This is a genomic window from Mesorhizobium sp. 01N446 (genome assembly GCF_056399285.1).
Window position 1 is genome coordinate 77,257 of sequence record NZ_JBFTRA010000002.1, and the last position, 16,345, is coordinate 93,601.

17 protein-coding genes and 3 pseudogenes are annotated in these 16,345 nt (G+C 58.7%); 8 read left to right on the forward strand and 12 right to left on the reverse strand.

What is annotated here, in order from left to right:
* Positions 1 to 619: 619 nt before the first annotated feature.
* Both AC1DPX_RS08570 and AC1DPX_RS08575 read right to left on the reverse strand, forming a co-directional pair.
* Positions 620 to 1,629 (reverse strand): annotated as a pseudogene (locus AC1DPX_RS08570) (sensor histidine kinase).
* 68 nt (positions 1,630 to 1,697) lie between these two features.
* Positions 1,698 to 2,153: a hypothetical protein gene (locus AC1DPX_RS08575; RefSeq protein ID WP_441935490.1), complete on the reverse strand. Its 456-nt coding sequence runs from the start codon at positions 2,151 to 2,153 to the stop codon at positions 1,698 to 1,700.
* A 155-nt stretch (positions 2,154 to 2,308) separates the two neighbouring features.
* Between AC1DPX_RS08575 and AC1DPX_RS08580 the strand changes: the two genes are divergently transcribed.
* Positions 2,309 to 2,764, forward strand: coding sequence for a DUF982 domain-containing protein (locus tag AC1DPX_RS08580; protein ID WP_477237467.1), 456 nt, complete (start codon positions 2,309 to 2,311; stop codon positions 2,762 to 2,764).
* Positions 2,765 to 2,989: 225 nt separating this feature from the next.
* On the opposite strand, the gene AC1DPX_RS08585 is transcribed toward AC1DPX_RS08580, so the two are convergent.
* From AC1DPX_RS08585 to AC1DPX_RS08600, 4 genes are all read right to left on the reverse strand, one after another.
* The gene (locus AC1DPX_RS08585) at positions 2,990 to 3,349 is read right to left on the reverse strand and encodes a hypothetical protein (protein ID WP_441935492.1); all 360 of its coding nucleotides are present in this window, start codon (positions 3,347 to 3,349) and stop codon (positions 2,990 to 2,992) included.
* A gap of 112 nt (positions 3,350 to 3,461) precedes the next feature.
* Entirely contained in the window at positions 3,462 to 3,923 is a 462-nt protein-coding gene (locus AC1DPX_RS08590) for a hypothetical protein (RefSeq protein ID WP_477235898.1), read from the reverse strand.
* A 77-nt stretch (positions 3,924 to 4,000) separates the two neighbouring features.
* Entirely contained in the window at positions 4,001 to 4,462 is a 462-nt protein-coding gene (locus AC1DPX_RS08595; protein WP_441935496.1) for an Hsp20 family protein, read from the reverse strand.
* A 768-nt stretch (positions 4,463 to 5,230) separates the two neighbouring features.
* Entirely contained in the window at positions 5,231 to 5,584 is a 354-nt protein-coding gene (locus tag AC1DPX_RS08600) for a response regulator (protein ID WP_477235900.1), read from the reverse strand.
* A gap of 153 nt (positions 5,585 to 5,737) precedes the next feature.
* Between AC1DPX_RS08600 and AC1DPX_RS08605 the strand changes: the two genes are divergently transcribed.
* On the forward strand, positions 5,738 to 7,579 hold the full coding sequence (locus AC1DPX_RS08605) for a PAS domain S-box protein (RefSeq protein ID WP_477235902.1): 1,842 nt from the start codon (positions 5,738 to 5,740) through the stop codon (positions 7,577 to 7,579).
* A 1,065-nt stretch (positions 7,580 to 8,644) separates the two neighbouring features.
* On the opposite strand, the gene AC1DPX_RS08610 is transcribed toward AC1DPX_RS08605, so the two are convergent.
* On the reverse strand, positions 8,645 to 9,013 hold the full coding sequence (locus AC1DPX_RS08610) for a hypothetical protein (protein WP_477235904.1): 369 nt from the start codon (positions 9,011 to 9,013) through the stop codon (positions 8,645 to 8,647).
* Positions 9,014 to 9,245: 232 nt separating this feature from the next.
* Here AC1DPX_RS08610 and AC1DPX_RS08615 point away from each other — a divergent pair, with 232 nt between their 5' ends.
* On the forward strand, positions 9,246 to 9,653 hold the full coding sequence (locus AC1DPX_RS08615; protein WP_477235906.1) for a hypothetical protein: 408 nt from the start codon (positions 9,246 to 9,248) through the stop codon (positions 9,651 to 9,653).
* 544 nt (positions 9,654 to 10,197) lie between these two features.
* Here AC1DPX_RS08615 and AC1DPX_RS08620 read toward each other — a convergent pair.
* Positions 10,198 to 11,058: a PRC-barrel domain-containing protein gene (locus AC1DPX_RS08620; RefSeq protein ID WP_441935504.1), complete on the reverse strand. Its 861-nt coding sequence runs from the start codon at positions 11,056 to 11,058 to the stop codon at positions 10,198 to 10,200.
* A 344-nt stretch (positions 11,059 to 11,402) separates the two neighbouring features.
* Here AC1DPX_RS08620 and AC1DPX_RS08625 point away from each other — a divergent pair.
* Both AC1DPX_RS08625 and AC1DPX_RS08630 read left to right on the forward strand, forming a co-directional pair.
* Positions 11,403 to 11,654 (forward strand): annotated as a pseudogene (locus tag AC1DPX_RS08625) (GlsB/YeaQ/YmgE family stress response membrane protein).
* Positions 11,655 to 11,801: 147 nt separating this feature from the next.
* Positions 11,802 to 12,065 (forward strand): YMGG-like glycine zipper-containing protein, encoded by a 264-nt coding sequence (locus tag AC1DPX_RS08630; protein ID WP_258589630.1) that lies wholly within the window; start codon positions 11,802 to 11,804, stop codon positions 12,063 to 12,065.
* A 276-nt stretch (positions 12,066 to 12,341) separates the two neighbouring features.
* Here the strand turns inward: AC1DPX_RS08630 and AC1DPX_RS08635 are convergent, their stop codons facing one another.
* A complete protein-coding gene (locus AC1DPX_RS08635; protein WP_477235908.1) occupies positions 12,342 to 12,560 on the reverse strand; it encodes a hypothetical protein in 219 nt (72 codons plus the stop codon).
* A gap of 75 nt (positions 12,561 to 12,635) precedes the next feature.
* Here AC1DPX_RS08635 and AC1DPX_RS08640 point away from each other — a divergent pair, with 75 nt between their 5' ends.
* On the forward strand, positions 12,636 to 12,863 hold the full coding sequence (locus AC1DPX_RS08640; RefSeq protein WP_477235910.1) for a hypothetical protein: 228 nt from the start codon (positions 12,636 to 12,638) through the stop codon (positions 12,861 to 12,863).
* 712 nt (positions 12,864 to 13,575) lie between these two features.
* Here AC1DPX_RS08640 and AC1DPX_RS08645 read toward each other — a convergent pair.
* Positions 13,576 to 13,713: pseudogene (locus AC1DPX_RS08645) on the reverse strand (integrase core domain-containing protein); the annotation flags it as partial.
* A gap of 1,352 nt (positions 13,714 to 15,065) precedes the next feature.
* Here AC1DPX_RS08645 and AC1DPX_RS08650 point away from each other — a divergent pair.
* Together AC1DPX_RS08650 and AC1DPX_RS08655 are read left to right on the forward strand one after the other, a co-directional pair.
* A complete protein-coding gene (locus AC1DPX_RS08650; protein ID WP_477235912.1) occupies positions 15,066 to 15,224 on the forward strand; it encodes a MucR family transcriptional regulator in 159 nt (52 codons plus the stop codon).
* Positions 15,225 to 15,299: 75 nt separating this feature from the next.
* Complete coding sequence (locus tag AC1DPX_RS08655; RefSeq protein ID WP_477235914.1) at positions 15,300 to 15,596, forward strand: hypothetical protein; 297 nt, start codon at positions 15,300 to 15,302, stop codon at positions 15,594 to 15,596.
* A 30-nt stretch (positions 15,597 to 15,626) separates the two neighbouring features.
* Here AC1DPX_RS08655 and AC1DPX_RS08660 read toward each other — a convergent pair whose 3' ends face one another.
* Positions 15,627 to 15,857 (reverse strand): hypothetical protein, encoded by a 231-nt coding sequence (locus AC1DPX_RS08660; protein ID WP_477235916.1) that lies wholly within the window; start codon positions 15,855 to 15,857, stop codon positions 15,627 to 15,629.
* Positions 15,854 to 16,069, reverse strand: a complete 216-nt coding sequence (locus AC1DPX_RS08665; protein WP_477235918.1) for a DUF768 domain-containing protein — start codon at positions 16,067 to 16,069, stop codon at positions 15,854 to 15,856. Before AC1DPX_RS08665 ends, AC1DPX_RS08660 begins: the two co-directional genes overlap by 4 nt.
* Positions 16,070 to 16,345 lie beyond the last annotated feature (276 nt).

Genomic DNA, 16,345 nt, shown 5'->3' on the forward strand with positions numbered 1-16,345 from the left:
GGTTGGCCGCCTCCCGTCATTCATTTTCGCGAGCAAGTTGATGACAAAGGAAACGGCGATCAGGGCGCCCATCTATGAAGTAAACGCAACTCCCTATGACACCGACTGCCAAGCCGCCTTGGCCTCACGCGTGGATGAATTGATAAGCCTTGCAGAGGGTGCGGGATGGGACCGGAATCGTGCGGCTTCAGCATTAATGTACCTGGCTGCCAAGCGACTCACTTCGCCTTCTTAAAGCACCTAATTGCCTGGCGCGCAGCGCCGAATGGCCGGCCCAATAGGCGATTAACCAAGACGCCCGTTGGGCCAGGCAACTTGGCGTAATGTCTCCATATCTGCGGGGACACCTTTGAATGCAACGACTGCGAATATGACACTACTTTGGCCGCCAGGATTTGTAGACCGAAGCACGTACCTGCAGCCCGTTGTTTACACAGCGGTAAATGTCATGCTTGCCGCGATTTTTTGGTGATGCTGCCATGGTTCAGGTCGGAAGGACTGGGTATCGCCGGCTTGCCTGTGAGAGTCGTCTTACAGCTCCCCAGGCGTCGAAGGAGCGGCGACAGTTTCTGCGTACTGTCGGTGGCATTCTGGGCGATGTCCATCTGGAGCGAACCAGCTATTGTGCGAGGCGCTCTGGCCGGACCTTGAGGGTGCCAATCAGGCCCTGTTTTGACCAATCGTAATCGATAGACCCACGCAGATGTCCTGTGACACTCCGCTCAACCAGCCTGCTGCCATAGCCGGGCGCAGCGGAAGGTGCCTCGACGAGCGGCCCCCCATTTTCTGTCCAGACGATGATCACCGCTTCGTCCTGCGCCGTGCAGGAAACATCAAGCGTACCGGCCTCGGCCGACAGGGCACCATATTTGAGAGAATTGGTGGCAAGTTCATGGATGATAAGCGCCAGAATGGTTGCTGAGGACTCACCGACGCTCATCCGAGGCACCGACACCCGGATGCGCCCACTGAACGCTCCCAGGTCGTCATAAGGCGCGAGCAGGACAGTCAACAAATCGCCAAGCAGCGCCGAGGCGGCCTCGGTTTGGCCGGGCACCGGCCGCACCAGATCGTGGGCGCGCCCCAAAGCCGTCAGTCGCTGGGTAAGCTCGCGGGCCATGTCATTGGTCGTGGTCGTCGAACGCGAGCTGATCGCCGTAAGGCCCGAGGCTATGGTGAGCAGGTTCTTGACGCGGTGGCTCATTTCCCCGGCGAGAAGCTCACGGCTCTCTTCGGCCTGTTTGCGTCCGGTCACATCAATGAAAATACCGAACATCAGCCGCTGGACATTCCTTCGTCGTCGCCCTGGCCACGGGCGGAGATCCACTTGAGTTCGTCGCCGATCATGATCCGGAAATCGATCTCGTAGGGGCCGACGATCGAACGGGTGGCGTTGAAGGCCGCTCGAACCCTGTCGCGGTCGGCAGGATGGATGTGCGCGGACAGGTCTTCAAACTTGACGTCGTTGGTGCGCGGGATGCCCCAAAGGTCATAAGCGCGGTCATCCATGGCCAACGCATCACTGTCCACGTTCCAGGACCAAAGGGTCACGCCTGGGGCTTCGACAGCTCGGATCAGGTTCTTGGGTTCCCAAAGGAGAGGTTTGAGATGTTCAGCGCTGGTGGTCATTGCAACTCGCAAGGATGTCGAACGAACAAAACGGATTCGATGCTCAGAAACTGGCTCGGCCGACCTGGTCATTCCAGGTCAGTGAAGAAGTCGCAGATCAGGTCTGCAACTTTAACCGCCTCGAAATCCGTCATATGCGCGGCTGTTTCCACTGCAGTCGTTTCCAGGTCATCGTTATCGACCGCCAGAAGGTCGAGGATACGGGCGAACCTGATCTTGAGTTCCCGGTTCTCTTCGAATTCTGTGATGGTGACCCGCAGGATGTTTGGGGTGGCCTCGATCAGGCGGGTCTGGATGCTGTCTGGCGATGCCGCAAGGATGCGTATCGCCGCGAAAAAATGCTCTCGCGCATTGGAGTGGGTTTCGTCCATGTGAATACCTTCTTCGCTTTCAGGCACGCCTTGGACGTGTGGCGCGGCGGCGATGATGAGCTCGGGGATGCAGTAGAGCGAGACTGACCGCGCCTTGGCGGCGCTTGGCCCTGCCTCCCCTTCTGTATGAGGAGGTCGGCCAGTCTGTAGCATAGGTTTGTCCGATTACCTATCCGAACTGGGGTCCGCGAAGGCCAAGGAACTCTCGAGAGCCCACCTTGCTGCAACATGGAACGAAAACCTCGCTCCATCGTTCGCGTTGCCCATCCGGACGAGGCAGTACATGAACGATGTGTTTTTGACGTTCCCTGAATGTCGAGACGTCAAAGCCAGGAGAGTTCCGGAGGTTGGCCAGTGTGGCTCAGGCCGCCGTATTCATGATGGAGCGCTGGCCCGAACCCCATGGTCCCCGCTATCGCGCCGCCCTCCAGGCCTGTACCGGGAGATTGACGTCCAACGACGATGTCGAAAACGCCCGCTGCGCCTTCCTGGCGGCAGCCAACGAAGCTGACCTCCTGGTGAAGAATGAGGATGAGGACGCAGACTTGGATCAGGCGGGCGACCGTCGGGCAGCGCCGCCATCACCGAGCGATCAAAAGCGGCGGGAGCGCGCGCGAATGGAGGAGGAAGAGGACTTTCTGGTCCCGGTTCGTCGACCGGGAAACGGGTATTACAGAGGCTCAGGCCCGCGAACTCTTCCACATGGTTGGGGACGACGGGGCTTGTGGCTGAGCGAAGCGAAGAGGTTGAAGACCCAGCATTGAACGCTCCAAGAGAATCCTGCTGGCGCGTTGCATTGATCGTAATTCCCCGACCAATCGGTCGGCACCGGTTGTAGGGGCATCCGTTCTTCAACTAGCCGGAACGAAATGCGTGGGCAGTCGTTCGATCCATGCGGGGATGGCATACCAACGTGAGAAGGGACGTCTCACCATGGGTGACGATAAAGACCAAGGCGCTCCGATGACGGAGCGCAACAAGCTTGCAGATCAACTTGCCAAGGAGACGGGGATCACAGAAGCGCAGGCTGCAGACCTCATCAAAATGCTTGGTACGGATCGCAATTCGCTGCTTCGCGAAGCGCGCTTGATATACCGCAGGCGCCTTCGATAGGCGCCAACAGGCCCGCCTACCGCCCAGTCGATAGGCGGATCAATAATCCCGAAATCCGTGGATTTTGCGGGCCACTCTGCGCTGTCGCCCGGCGCATCCTGACCAAGTCGCATCAACTCCCGCACCGCGTCGGAACGGCTAGGCATGCGTCTTTCGAAGCGCCAAGCATCCAGAACCGCGAGTTCATCGGTATTCAGCATGATCTGCAGACGATAGGTGCGCTTTGGAATTGTCATCCGCTCTCCGCTTCGTTTTCGGCCCCATTCTCTGCGCCCAGGCCTCCTCTCCCGCGATTGCATCCATACGGCTGCCCTCCGAGGCAGCCGTATGGATGGTGACAAAAAAATGTCAAGCACAGGCGAGTTCGACGCTGGCGGTTGCGCCCACTCCACCTGGCGCGCGTGGACGCGGCGCGACTGCTGCAGGGCATGGCGGCGGATCGTTATCACCGTCGGGGCCGAAGAACCGGCCGCTCCGTCCCCAGCCCGCGCCACGACGTGAAGACAACCGCCAAGGCAGGACGCGGGCCGAAAATTTGTCCACGGCCTCGGGCGTCTTATCCAAGGCCTTCAAAGCGCTCAGAATGCGCTCGACAGGGATAACCGCACCGTTGTCCAGCCGGCGTAGGGTTGGATGGTTCTCCACCGCATAGACGTCGGATGCCCAAGAGGCGAGCAAGGCCCGTTTCTCCGCACGACTGAGACGCGGATGGTCGACCACCTTAGCCGGATCGTCGAGCAGACAGAAAAGTGCTTCGAGCTTGCCAAGGCATGGCAAGAAGTGTGTCGGTGTCTGATAGCGTGTGTTCATCTCCGTTCTCCGCAATCTGGGCCTCCCGGCCGTGACCGGGAGGCGGACCGCAGTATTATGGTGAAAAGTCGCGTTGATCAGGCGGCTTTGCGTGCGCGTTCCGTATCCTGCGAGATCTGCTTGCTGACCGCAGCGTCCCCTGACCCGATGCTGATGCGGCGGGGCTTCAATTCCTCGGGAACCTCCCGGACGATGTCGATGGCGAGCAGGCCGTTCTCAAGGCTTGCCGCCTTGATCTTCATGTGGTCGGCCAATCTGAACGACTGCCTGAAGCTGCGGTAGGCGATCCCCTGATGGAGCAACTGGCGACCACTCTGGTCATCGGCCTTCTGGCCGACAACGAGCAGTTCGGGTCCATGCTGGGTCAGTTCAACCTCGTCCGGGCTGAACCCCGCAATCGCCATGGCGATCCGATAGTCGTTCTCGCCGACCTTCTCGATGTTGTAGGGCGGCCAGTCGGACCGGGTGCCGCTGTCGAGCATGTCGAACAGACGGTCGAAACCAACGGTGGTGCGATACAGAGAGTCAAAGGTTCTCATAGCCACATTCTCCTTAAAGCAACATGGGTACAAGGGACGCCGCCCTATGCGGCGCCGCCAGTCTTGCCGAGCCATACGGCCTCGACGGCGGATCAGTTAGGAACGGACCAAAACGGCTTCAAGAGGCTAAGTTGCAAAAAAATTCGAAGAATCTGAATCACCATTCTCCCGAAAGGCAGTTGAGCCTCGCCGTGCCTCGCAGGCTTGGCGACCGGCCCCTCAAGTCGGCATGGCGAGGCACCGACATGCTGGAACCTCTCTAACTGCAGGTTGGCAAGCACGATACGCTTTCCGACGACGAGAAGGCTCTTTTGGCCGACGTGTGCTCCGGGGAAAATGCCCCATCTGGCCGCCGCCCCACTGGGCACACAGCGAACGCATCCGCCGGTCCGGCAAATTGCGGTGGCAAAGCAAAATCCTCGGCGTGGTTAATGAAATTCCAGCGAGAGACCGGCCTGAACGCGGGTTTTACTCGCCCAAGCCCGGGCTGCGGCCGGCGACGAGAATGGACATTCGCCAGTGTGCGCTTGGCGTGCAGTGCCTATTACCGAACGCCGTAAGAGTTTGAGAAGAAATCAGCTGGAAGTCGCCGTCTTTTCCAGGGTCGCCAAGGGTCAATCGTGGCCGTGAAATGAGACGCTTGCGCAGTCCATTGCCAGGGAGCCTGGCATCACCGGGGCCACGCGCGAGAGCTATCCGCCTGATCGACACGACCGCAATGCGCGGCAGGTGCTACCGCAGCTGCGTGACGTCCGCAGAGCCGCTCTGCTATCCAGTCATCTTCTGTTGCCGCCCGGTGGCCATGGCCTTGAGAAGCCGGACGACTTCTGCCGGTTCGGTTGGCTTGAGCACCGTAACCCCATGGGCAAAGGCTTCGTGCATATCGACCGCGCCCAAGCCGGTATATACCACGAAGGGTACGCCGCGGTCAGCCAGCGTGATCGCCGCCTCATGGCACTCGCCATCCGGGAGTCTGACGTCCAGGACCACGGCGGCGGGCGTGTGGCCCTTGAGGAACCGAATTGCCTCGCCGCAAGACGTCGCCACCGCGACCGTGAAACCGGCGTCGGCAAGGGCACACTCCACGTCCAAGGCAATCAACGCTTCGTCGTCAACGACCAAGACAAGAGGTTTTTCCATGAGCGTAGAGTTGCACAGCTGTAGCTAAAACACGAGTGAAGGCCGATGGCCTCATAAGGGTCAAGTTTGCGCGGCCACTGTTTGATGTCAGGTTGAGCTTCGGGCACGGCATCAAGGGCGGGACTCTGGAACGGAATGATCACCAGCCGCGTTGTGGGTGGTTATGGTCAGACGGGGATTGGGATGGATGAAGTAGCGCAGGCGAAGGTTATCGCCTTCAAGAAGCCGGAAGTATCCGGCGAGGAAAGCCGCGAGTTCGACTATGAGGATTTTTTCGAAAACGGCGCCCTAGCACTCCATCTGGTGAGCGCAGATGGCGTCATTCTGCACGCCAACAAGGCTGAGCTCGATCTCCTCGGTTATCCCGCAGAAGACTATGTAGGCCGCCATATTGCCGAATTCTATCCCGACAGGCACGTCATCAATGACATTCTCGAGCGGCTGACCAGAGGCGAGAAGATCGCGAGATATCCGGCGCAGTTGCGGGCCTGTGACGGTTCGATCAAGCATGTCGAAATCACGTCGAGCGGCTATTTCAGGGACGGCAAGCTGATTAACACAAGGTGCTTCACAGCCGATGTAACCGATCTTCAACAGACCCGCTCCGAACTTAAGCAGCAGGACAGCACTTACCACCAGATTCTCGACGGCCTTCCGGTCGCCATCTACACGACGGATCAGCATGGGACGATTACCTACTACAACCGCGCCGCGGCCGATCTTGCAGGCAGGGAGCCCGTTATCGGCAAGGACAAATGGTGCGTGACATTCAAGCTGTTCACTGCCGACGGCAACGAATTGCCGCACGACGAGTGTCCTATGGCGATCACGCTCAAGGAAAACCGGCCGATCCGCAATCAGCAGGCCGTAGCACGGCGTACGGACGGATCCTTCTTTCCGGTTCTGCCCCACCCCACGCCGCTGCGGGATGAGCAGGGCAACCTGATTGGTGCGGTCAATATGCTGCTCGACCTGACGGACCGCCAGCGTGCCGAAGAAGCCAGGCAGCATTTGTCAGCGATCGTAGAATCCTCGTTCGACGCAATCGTCAGCAAGGATCTCAACACCATCATCAAGAGCTGGAACCACGGTGCTGAGCGGCTGTTCGGCTATACCGCCGCCGAAGCGATCGGCAACTCCGTTACCATGCTAATCCCGGATGACCATCAGGACGAGGAACCCCGCATTCTCGAACGCATTCGGCGTGGCGAACGCGTCGAACCGTTCGAAACGACCCGCCAGCGCAAGGATGGCAGCCTGGTTCCGGTTTCGCTGACGATATCGCCCGTGCGTAACGCAACAGGGCAGATCGTCGGCGCATCGAAGATTGCGCGGGACATCACGTCCGCGAAGGAGAATGAATACCGCATCCGCATGCTGATGCGCGAGGTCAACCACCGCGTGAAAAACCAGTACTCGGTCATCCTCTCGATGATCCGGGAGACCAACAAGCGGTCGGAGACGCCCAAGCAGTTTGAATCCCAGGTGCGCGAGCGCATCATGGCGCTGTCGCGATCCCACGACCTGCTTGTGTCCGCCGACTGGAAGGGCGCCTCCGTTGATGGGCTCTTGAAGGCCCAGGCCCAGCCTTTCCCAAGGGGCGACGTGATCGATATGTCAGGCCCATCATTGGTCCTCAGTCCCAATGCGGTCCAGTATCTCGGCATTGCCTTTCACGAATTGGCGACGAACTCGGCCAAATACGGCGTGCTTTCAGGGGACGATGGTAAGATATCCGTCACCTGGAGCATCAGCGGTTCCGGTGCTTCAAGACTCTTTCACCTCACCTGGGCAGAAATCGATGGGCCGCAAGTCCAGACCATCGGACAGGGCGGTTTTGGAACGGTGGTCCTCAAGCGGGTGGCGCCTGCGGCGGTTAGTGGGCAAGGCAGTCTCGAGCACGGCCCGCATGCGGTGACGTGGAGCTTGGAAGCACCGTTGGCCGCCGTGGAGGCGTCGGTTTCCGGTGGAAGCTAGAGGTCAGCGTCTCCGCATCTGATTGCTTTGTATTGATCGCAACGCCATGATGCACGTGGACGTTCAGTTTGCTCTCGAAAACGGTACCTTCGGCCCCTTCCGCTCGCCGACGGTCTGCCCGAAACGCACAAGAAGTCCCGTAGCGATCTGGCGCGCCGTCCAGGAAGCAACCGAGCGTGGCGTCACGCTGCGAACAAGCGAGACTGTATGGATTCGGGTCACGGACGAAAAGCGCGGTCACGTCTTCGAATACAGTTTCAGCCTATGACAAAGCTTTCTGACCTTGGCCCGCCAATCCCCGGCACGCTACACGGGCCGGAGCCTGCCAACGACGCCCATTTCTATCCGTGCTCCTACTGCGGCCAGAAGGTCGACCAGCGCGATTTGCGCCAGGTGTTTTGGCACGAAGAGCCGGGGCACGAGCCCGCTTCAGTCAGATCCCGAGGGGACAGTCTTAAATAGGGGGTAAGCGGCCCGCGCCCGCCGCCCCATTCACGGCAGCGGCGGGCCGTCCGGGGCTCTGGTCCCGGCCATGCAGCGCTACCCAGGGAAGGGACGCTGCAATGCTCCTCGACTTGCCGATGATTTCGCGGTTCCATATTGAAAAACAGGACAGAACCCGCATACGACCCTGCGCCGTTGCCGCTGATCAAGAGGACATGATCACAAGGCCCAGGAGAGCAGCAGCAGGCCAAAGGCGACGGGCAGAACGGCAGCTAAGACGCTCTAAATCATCAGCAATTCGTTATGTTTGAACATCGGAACCTATGCCATTGAACTTGGGTAGAATTTCCAAATCGCCAGAGAGTTCCGCTTGTTGCAGGATTTCCTGGATGGCCAAGGCACGCGGCGCTTGAGCCAAGAAGCAAGGGGAAGTTTTGAGTTCCGCAATCCCCAAATGAAAGAAGCCTCGCCGGTGGGACACAGCGAGCTTTGCATTGGTAATCGGCTAGATCAAAAAACGCACTGTGCGGTTCCCCGGAAAGGAAAAACCCGCCGCCGTGAGGCGACGGGCTTTCGAGCGCGAGGTCTGGAGAGTGCGGGGCAAGCCTCGCGCTCAGTGACTTATCGGCTGGCGATCAGCAGGCAGAGTTGACGCAGATCGCGATCGTAGGCGCCTTCACTGCTGAGCACGTCCGCGCAGCGCTTCTTAAGGCGTGCGATTTTGCCGTCCGACATCTGGGCCACCCTGCCCGGCGGACTTGGATTGCTGGGGTTCGAAGGATTGCTGGGGTTACTCGGATTGCTTGGGTTTGACGGATTGGTTGGGTTGGCGCCGCCAATTCCCACCCCCACGCCGACGCCAACACCGCTTGTCCCGCCGACGTTGGCGCCTAAGCCAGCTGTAATGCCACCTGTGCCGCCAACATTGGCGCCAGCTCCGGCGTTCACGCCGTTGTTGCCGCCGACAGAAGCGCCGAGACCAGCGCTCACGCCGTTTGATCCGCCGACGTTGGCGCCGGCTCCGGCGTTAACGCCGCCAGCCCCGCCGATGGATGCGCCGGCTCCAACGCCAATACCTCCGGCCCCGCCAATGGATGCGCCGACACCCGCATGTACACCGCCGCCGCCCCCTACGGATGCGCCAGCGCCCACGCCGATTCCGCCCGCGTTTAGGAGCCCCTAATGTCAGAGACTAAGAATCGGCATTCTAGGAGGAAATGTCATGCCTAAGGTTTCGGATCTCTTTTTCAAAACGGCCGTAGTCTGGCTCATTCTGGGAATTGCCGCCGGCCTGCAGATGGCGATTTCGGGCGACCACGGCGCCTTCCCGGCGCATGCACACATCAATCTGCTCGGATGGGTCACAAGCGCAATCTTTGGCGGCTACTACGCCCTTAACCCGGAAAAGGCAGAGCGGAAACTCGCGATGGTCCACTACGGCCTCTACAACGCCGGCTTGGTGGTGATGCTACCGGCGCTGTTTTTGATGCTGCAAGGGAATACGGCACTTGAGCCGGTCGTCGCCGTAGGCTCGCTGACCGTGGCTGCTGCGGTGTTACTGTTCGCCTTTGTGGTCTTCTCAGGTGCCAGCGTGCGCTCGGCATCTGGGTTGTCGCCGGTCCCGCGCTAATCGGCCGCTTAGCGACGATAGCACGACACCGCGAGGCAGGGAGCTATCGTCCCCAACTTGCTCCCGCCGGATATCAACGGCACGCCGATCGAAGATCTGCATATTTGAGTTACCTCCGTTGTGCCCCAGTGATTACAAGAATGCCGCCACCGCTAGCCAGCACGGAACGGTTACTTGGGGCGGCGATGCCGCAACATGATCAAGGACATCGCTACGATCATTGTGCCGATCGAGGTCAAGGGGACCAAGAAGCCGATGGTTCGTGTCTCCTACCAGAAGGCGACCATAGCGGCCGTCCGCCCAGCGCGGCGAGCCGCCCAAGGCGCCATAAGCGCCTGCAGACATCGCTCTGAGGACCGCTGGACGACCTTCTTGAGAACGTGGCTGCGAGCCACCGATAAGCACCCTGAACGTGCTAGCTTTTCAGGCGATCGAAAGATCGAGATGATCTCGTCTTGTGCTCACCAGCCCGGAAGGCTCAGATCGCGCATACACGATTGAAAAAAACGTGGCCCGCTCCTAAACAGCGCGGGCCACGTTGGGGTTACTGGCCAACAATGATCCGCTGTTTGTCGCGGTTCTGCGCGTAGGAGCCCTTGTCATAGGCGGTCTGCGCCTCGAGCTGAGCCTTGGTGAAGTTGGTGTAGAGATACCGGTTGCCGTCCTTGTCCGACATGAACTTCAGTTTCTCCAGGCCGATGGCGACTTGTTTTGCCCCCATGCCGAGGAAGCCGCCCACGTCGACGATGACGGCATCGACTTTCTTGTCGCCGGTCATCACCACGTCGCCGATCTCGCCAACCTTTGCATCGTCCGCGCCATAGACGTTGGTGCCGATGAAGTCCTTGGTGCTGATTTTATCCATCGGCATCTCGGTCAGCGAGGACTTGTCGATAGCCGCGGTGGCCGTCTTGTCTGTCGTCGCCGCGGCCGGTTCGTTTTTCGCGATAGCAACATTGTTGCCGGACGCCGATGCCGTGTCGTAGGCCTTGAGATCGAAGGCAGGCTGCGCCTGAAGGTCTTCCTTGGTGGTCTTGGCGACCAGCCACCGATCCCCCTTCTTATCTACCCACTCGGCCTTGCTGAAATCGTAGGCGACGTTCTTTTCACCAATCCCCAGGAATCCGCCGACGCCGATGATAATGTACTTGGCAGTGCCGTCCTTAGAGAGGACGATGTCTTTGACGTCACCGATCTTGGCGGCATTGTCCGCAGCGCTATCATAGACGTCGGCGCCTATGATCTTGGTGACGAGGCTGCCGTCTGCAACAGCCGCCGGTGCCGTTGCCGCAGTGGTCGTAGCGGTGGCAGGTTTGGTGGCATCTTCAGCGGCGGCCCCTGATACCCACAGGCCAGACGACAGCAGGGTTGCTATTGCGGTGGTGGCCAAAAGTTTGCCGATCATGGTACGTTTCCTTGTGCGTTAGTGTTGATGCACGCCGCGTTCGGCCGAACCATTGCAGGGAGGCTGAACGCGGCACTGTTTGCGACGTCACAACGACCCGCACGATGCGAAGTTCCCCTTGGAATTCGGACGTTGCGTGAGATAGCTGGGATGACTACCGATAACCGCGGCGACGTTGTCGAGATCCGAAACACCGCGCAAGGCTCGCTGCTGCGGTTCGCATTTTTCTGAGCGGATACGGCACATGTATCGCGGGGAACTTGTTGGCCCCTCAACGCTCCCCTGTCGAACAATTTGCGGTTCGAGGAACGGGGGACAATTTTGCAGAATCGTGGCTCGGCTGGCTGGCAGCGATCATCATCGGCGGTATCGCGGGATGGGTCGCCGAGATGTCATGAAGAGCAACATGGGCGTGCTCATGAACATCATTTGGGGGTTCGTGGGTGCCATTGTCGCCAACCTCATCCAGAGCGTGATTGGCATATCGCTGGCTCGGCTGTTTGGTCGCCGGCTTGATCGGCGCCTGTATCCAGATCGCGGTGGCTCTACCGATAAAAACGCCGATCTGCGAACTATTGCGGTCACGCTCAAGCTGAGGCCTTCGCCCGGCGAAGGGCTGTCCCTCAGCCTATGCAGGCCCCTTCGAGCGGAGACGAGATGTTTGATGAAGGCGACACGGCCATGGATCGAAAAACCCCTTGGCGCATTTATTCTCCGGCCAATTAAGGCTTCAGGAGAGGACCATGAAAAAGACACTGCTCATTTTGAGCCTGCTAATTCCGCTCGTAGCGTGTTCCCGTACCGAACAAGGTGCCGCCGTCGGTGGCTTGGGAGGTGCCGCGATCGGTGCCGCGGTGGCCGGCGATCCGGTACAAGGCGCTGTCGTTGGGGGTGCAGTCGGCGCGATCGCCGGTGCGGTGATCGGGCACGCCAGCGAGGCTGGCCAATGCCGATATCGCGATCGTCATGGCCGGGTTTACATTGCCCGGTGCCCGGACGGCTACTAATACCTTACTAATACCTAAGGCGCGTGATCTGTTGCGATCACGCGCCTTCCGCGAGCCCTAACGAGATGGCGCAGCGTGTTGGCTGCTGCCGAATTCAGGCCTATCGACTCCACGCGGCCTATACCGCACGGATGCTGCCGCCTATCGCTTCTCAAGCTGGAAAGGTGGTGGTCCGGCACGACCACCACCTTCAACGTTATGGTTGCCTTATTCGCCGAGCTGCTTGGTCATCTTGCAAAAATCAGCGTGCGCCTTGGACATTACCGCGTCTCCGCATTACTTTATCATCTCGGCGCGATCTTCCTTCCTCATCGCTTTCCACGTGGTTCTGATTTCTTTGTCCGACTTCATCGTTTTCATCCCGGAATCGGTGAAGAACGGCGACAGCTTCCCTGGATCGTCGAGTGCCGACGTTCCGGTCTCGGACCCCGCGAGCGCGGCACCGGTGACTAATGAAAGCGCCACGACGCCCGTGCAGAGCTTCTTGATATTCATAGTAGGTTTCCTCCTGAGTGAGAGACTTTAGCCGCACACTCTCGTGCGCTCGACTACCCGGTGATGATGACGCCAATGCGTAGTTACAAATATGCGGCAACCATGGTGGTGGTGGTGATACCGCCTATATTGTCCGTCGTTGTACTGGCTATCATTGTACTGACCATCGTTGTAGCTGTCTTGATAGTGATGCCGATGGTGGTGACGGTACTCGCCGCCATTGTCCGAGGAGTACTGGTCAGCGTAACCTGCGCCGTTGTCAGGCTGAATAATTACGCTTTGGGCAGCGGTAGGCGCCAATGATATAAGTGTCGTCGCAGTCGCGATCGCAGCTCCCAATAAAAGTTTCATCAATTTCCTCCGTGTCTGGATTTAAGCGTTCTCACAACGACGTGATGAATTGTATGTTCCCAGCTTCCTTGTTTACAAATTCGTAAGCCACGCAGGCCCGCTCCGACGCTCCTTCGACGCTTACCGAAAGCGAGGCTTAATCTCTGGAACCCTTATCAGATACGAGCACTGGTTCGGCTTATTTCTGAAGCTTGCCATCCCCGACGATGCCTGAGTTGACGGTGGCGATTAAGTCTGGGAAGTGCGCAGGAAGGTCAGGCCAATGAAACGCTTTGCGAGCAGTTCGAGATGGAGGGTCGACCGACACTGAAGCCGGGCACTACGACCTGCTGATGCGAAAATCGCATGGAAGGCGTCATATACCGGAGGCGAGCGCAATGCAGATAGCGGGAAAAAGAGTATGCGAACTGCCATCGCAAAAACCACCACAGTGGCMATGCGCTCAGTCCGTGGGACAAGCGCTGCAACCTCCTTCTCGTCATTTGCCAACGAAATGAGTGGATAACCGAGAGGGATCAAGGAACATGATCATGGTTGTCGTTTGCAGCGTGGACGTCAGCGGTAACTGGGTTGCTCCATAAGACCTTAGTCGGCGTCGCAACAGACCTTAGCCCTAGTACGGAACCCTGGACGTGGAGTTGCCCCTATTTGACCGGACAGTCGGCTATTGAGTTTGAGCTCGGATGAACTCCCTTGGGGAGCGCATTCTGAGCCCTGAATGAGGATGGTTTTCGTTGTAATCCTGGAACCACCCGGCGATTTTGCCGAGTGCGGTGACCGCATCTGGCAAAGGATTGACGCGATCGTTGTCTTGCTGGTTTTTACCGGCGTCATCAACATCCATGGAGGAGGCGGAAAGGACATCAACGTCAAGGTTGAAGCGCCAAAAGTGGAGGCTCCGGCCGCCCCAGCTAAGCCAGCGGCACCTGCCCCGGCCAATGGCGGCTGATGCCCGCGCGGTTACCGAATGACTTGATCTAATTACAACCCACCGTTTCCCTCGCCGACAGGGTGGGTTCTTCGCACTTCGCGAGAAGGGCACGGCCTCCATGAGAGTCCGTTATAGAAAGTTGAGGACTCGCCAGCCACTGCGAGGGGCTCGCGAGTCCTATCAGCACAGGATGGGACTTTAGCTGCGCCGATTCACGGCGGTACAACCAACAGAGAGGTGAGTCGTTCCGGGCAAGTCGATAATAAGACCTTTGCTTTTTTAAACGGGACCTTGGTCCTATCAGATTCAGACTGAAGGAGGGTCACGGGGCAGACCCACTTGGCGTGGTACTGATCGGGCATCATTCCTAGCGCTCTGATGCCCGATGTCGAAGCCAGACTCTCCAAAATCACACGCGTCGGGGACGCGCGTTGCTGCCGTCAAAAACCGTTTCCAGCAAGATGTAACAGCGGGCAACATGCAAACCTCTCAGCGGGTCTTCTCAGATGCTAGACCACTATTCTCCGGAACCCACAGTTCAAATGCCTCCAGTTTCTGCGGAGCCAAGACGCTGTTGAGTGCAGTCGCTTCGGCGCCCTAACGAACCGACGATCAAGCTCAAGTTCACACAAAAGACCTGAGGCGCGTGGCACGAGGAACAGCTTGGCGTCGGCCGAGCGGTTAGCACTTCGATCTCTTCAAGCTGATCCCAAGCAATCTTGCCTCGGCAAACATGCGGGTGTAGCTTCGGCTACCCGAGATCACATCCTCGTTCGTGATAGCGCCAAGTTTTCGCTTAGCCATTCGTCTAGGAAGTTTGTGCCGCGTGTGCTCCTGTCGCCATAAGCTCGATGTGGCGGTTAAGGTCCGGGGCGCTGCTGCCCGATCGCCCATGCGGCTTCCTGGTAAAAATTCGCGAAGGCTTCGGGACGGCCTGACCTCGATCCACTACCAACCATATCGCGCTGCGTCACGGACTATCGGGCGAATCGCGCTGAACTAGTCGCCAAATGTGGTAATGTCCCGGTCGCTCTCCTGATCGTAAATGATGTACTCCGCTGCCTCATCGGCGGATATCGGACCGTCCTCAGGCTCAGTCTTCGATGTACACGTTCGCGGCTCAGGCCTGGTTGCATCAGTTCACTTGTCCCTGACGGGGCGTTGGCGGGCCAATCGCGCCTGTCGTTAAACCACAAGCTCAAGCGGTCAACCCGAAGAAGTCGGTGTTCCCCGACTACGTTATCTGCCTGGATGACGGCGAGAAATTCAAGTCGCTGATACGGCATCTCAGAGCGCTAGGAATGATGCCCGATCGGTACCACGCCAAGTGGGCCTGCCCCGTGACTATTCCATGGTTGCAGCGAGCTATGCTGCCACGCTAGCTAGGTTGATCGGTTTGGGCCGCAAACCTGCGCACGTCCCTCCAGCGAAGAAGTACATGCGTTGATCCGACCGACTTGAACATCTGCCAAGGTGTCTTCGATCAGGTGATTGACGAAGAGATCGTCAGCCACGGCCGCATCGATACCAACATATTGGCAGCAACGACATTTCAGGAGTTCTATCGTCAACCCAAACGGGACCACGCGAACCTGCTGATCGCGGTTAGGATCCGTAAGAGCGAGGATTCGCATCCTGCCGCCCAACGAGCAAACGCTGATCGTTTAGGTGTCGCCAACGCCAACCGAAGGTCCGGTCAGGAGGTCTCGCGAGAATCACTGTTGCACACCCCGTCCACAAAGGAATGTTCCTGACGACGCACAGGATGGTTCCGGGGCCGCTACCTACTGCTCCAGCGTCGGCGTTCTATTGCCCCCCCATATGAAGCCGACGAGACCTTTATCAACTTCGTCAAAGCTATCCGAAAGTTCTTGTTCGTCGATGCCTTCAGCTTCGGCTTCGAGGAACATCTGAGTGGCAAGTTTGGAGATTTCGACATCGTCCACCGCGCGGTAGTCCAGCAGATCATTTCGCTCCAACCAAAGGTGCAAAAAACGGATAGCTCGTTGGGTCATTCAAGGCGTGCCGCCTTCACGATGATACATCGCTTCAGCGATGACCTCGAAACGCCGGAAACTTCCTCGCTGATTTCCGTGGTGGGAATGCCCGCCTCCTCGGCCGCCCTCATGACCTTGTACGCAAGGTCGCTAATGACCACAGGATCGTCGGTCGCGGGCAGCTGTTCCGCCATCCATTTGTCGAGAAAATCAATCCCACGTGTGGTCATGAGGGTCTAAGTTCGATTGCCGCCTTAGGTTCCGGTCAGCCCAATTTTTAGGCCGGTGGATTTATGGTTCGAGGGAGGTGCTTGGCATGCCGTAGCTAAATCCTATCGACCGGCCTTTGCATTTCGGGCAGCGAACCTTTGGCGAAAGGTCAGATGCCATCGCCGATGCGTCCGGGCCATGCATTTCGCGCCAGCGAACTAGTTCTAGCTTCACAGTATGGCCGCAGCGAGCGCAGTGCGCCCTGAGCTCAACGCCTGCATCGATCAAGCTTTGAA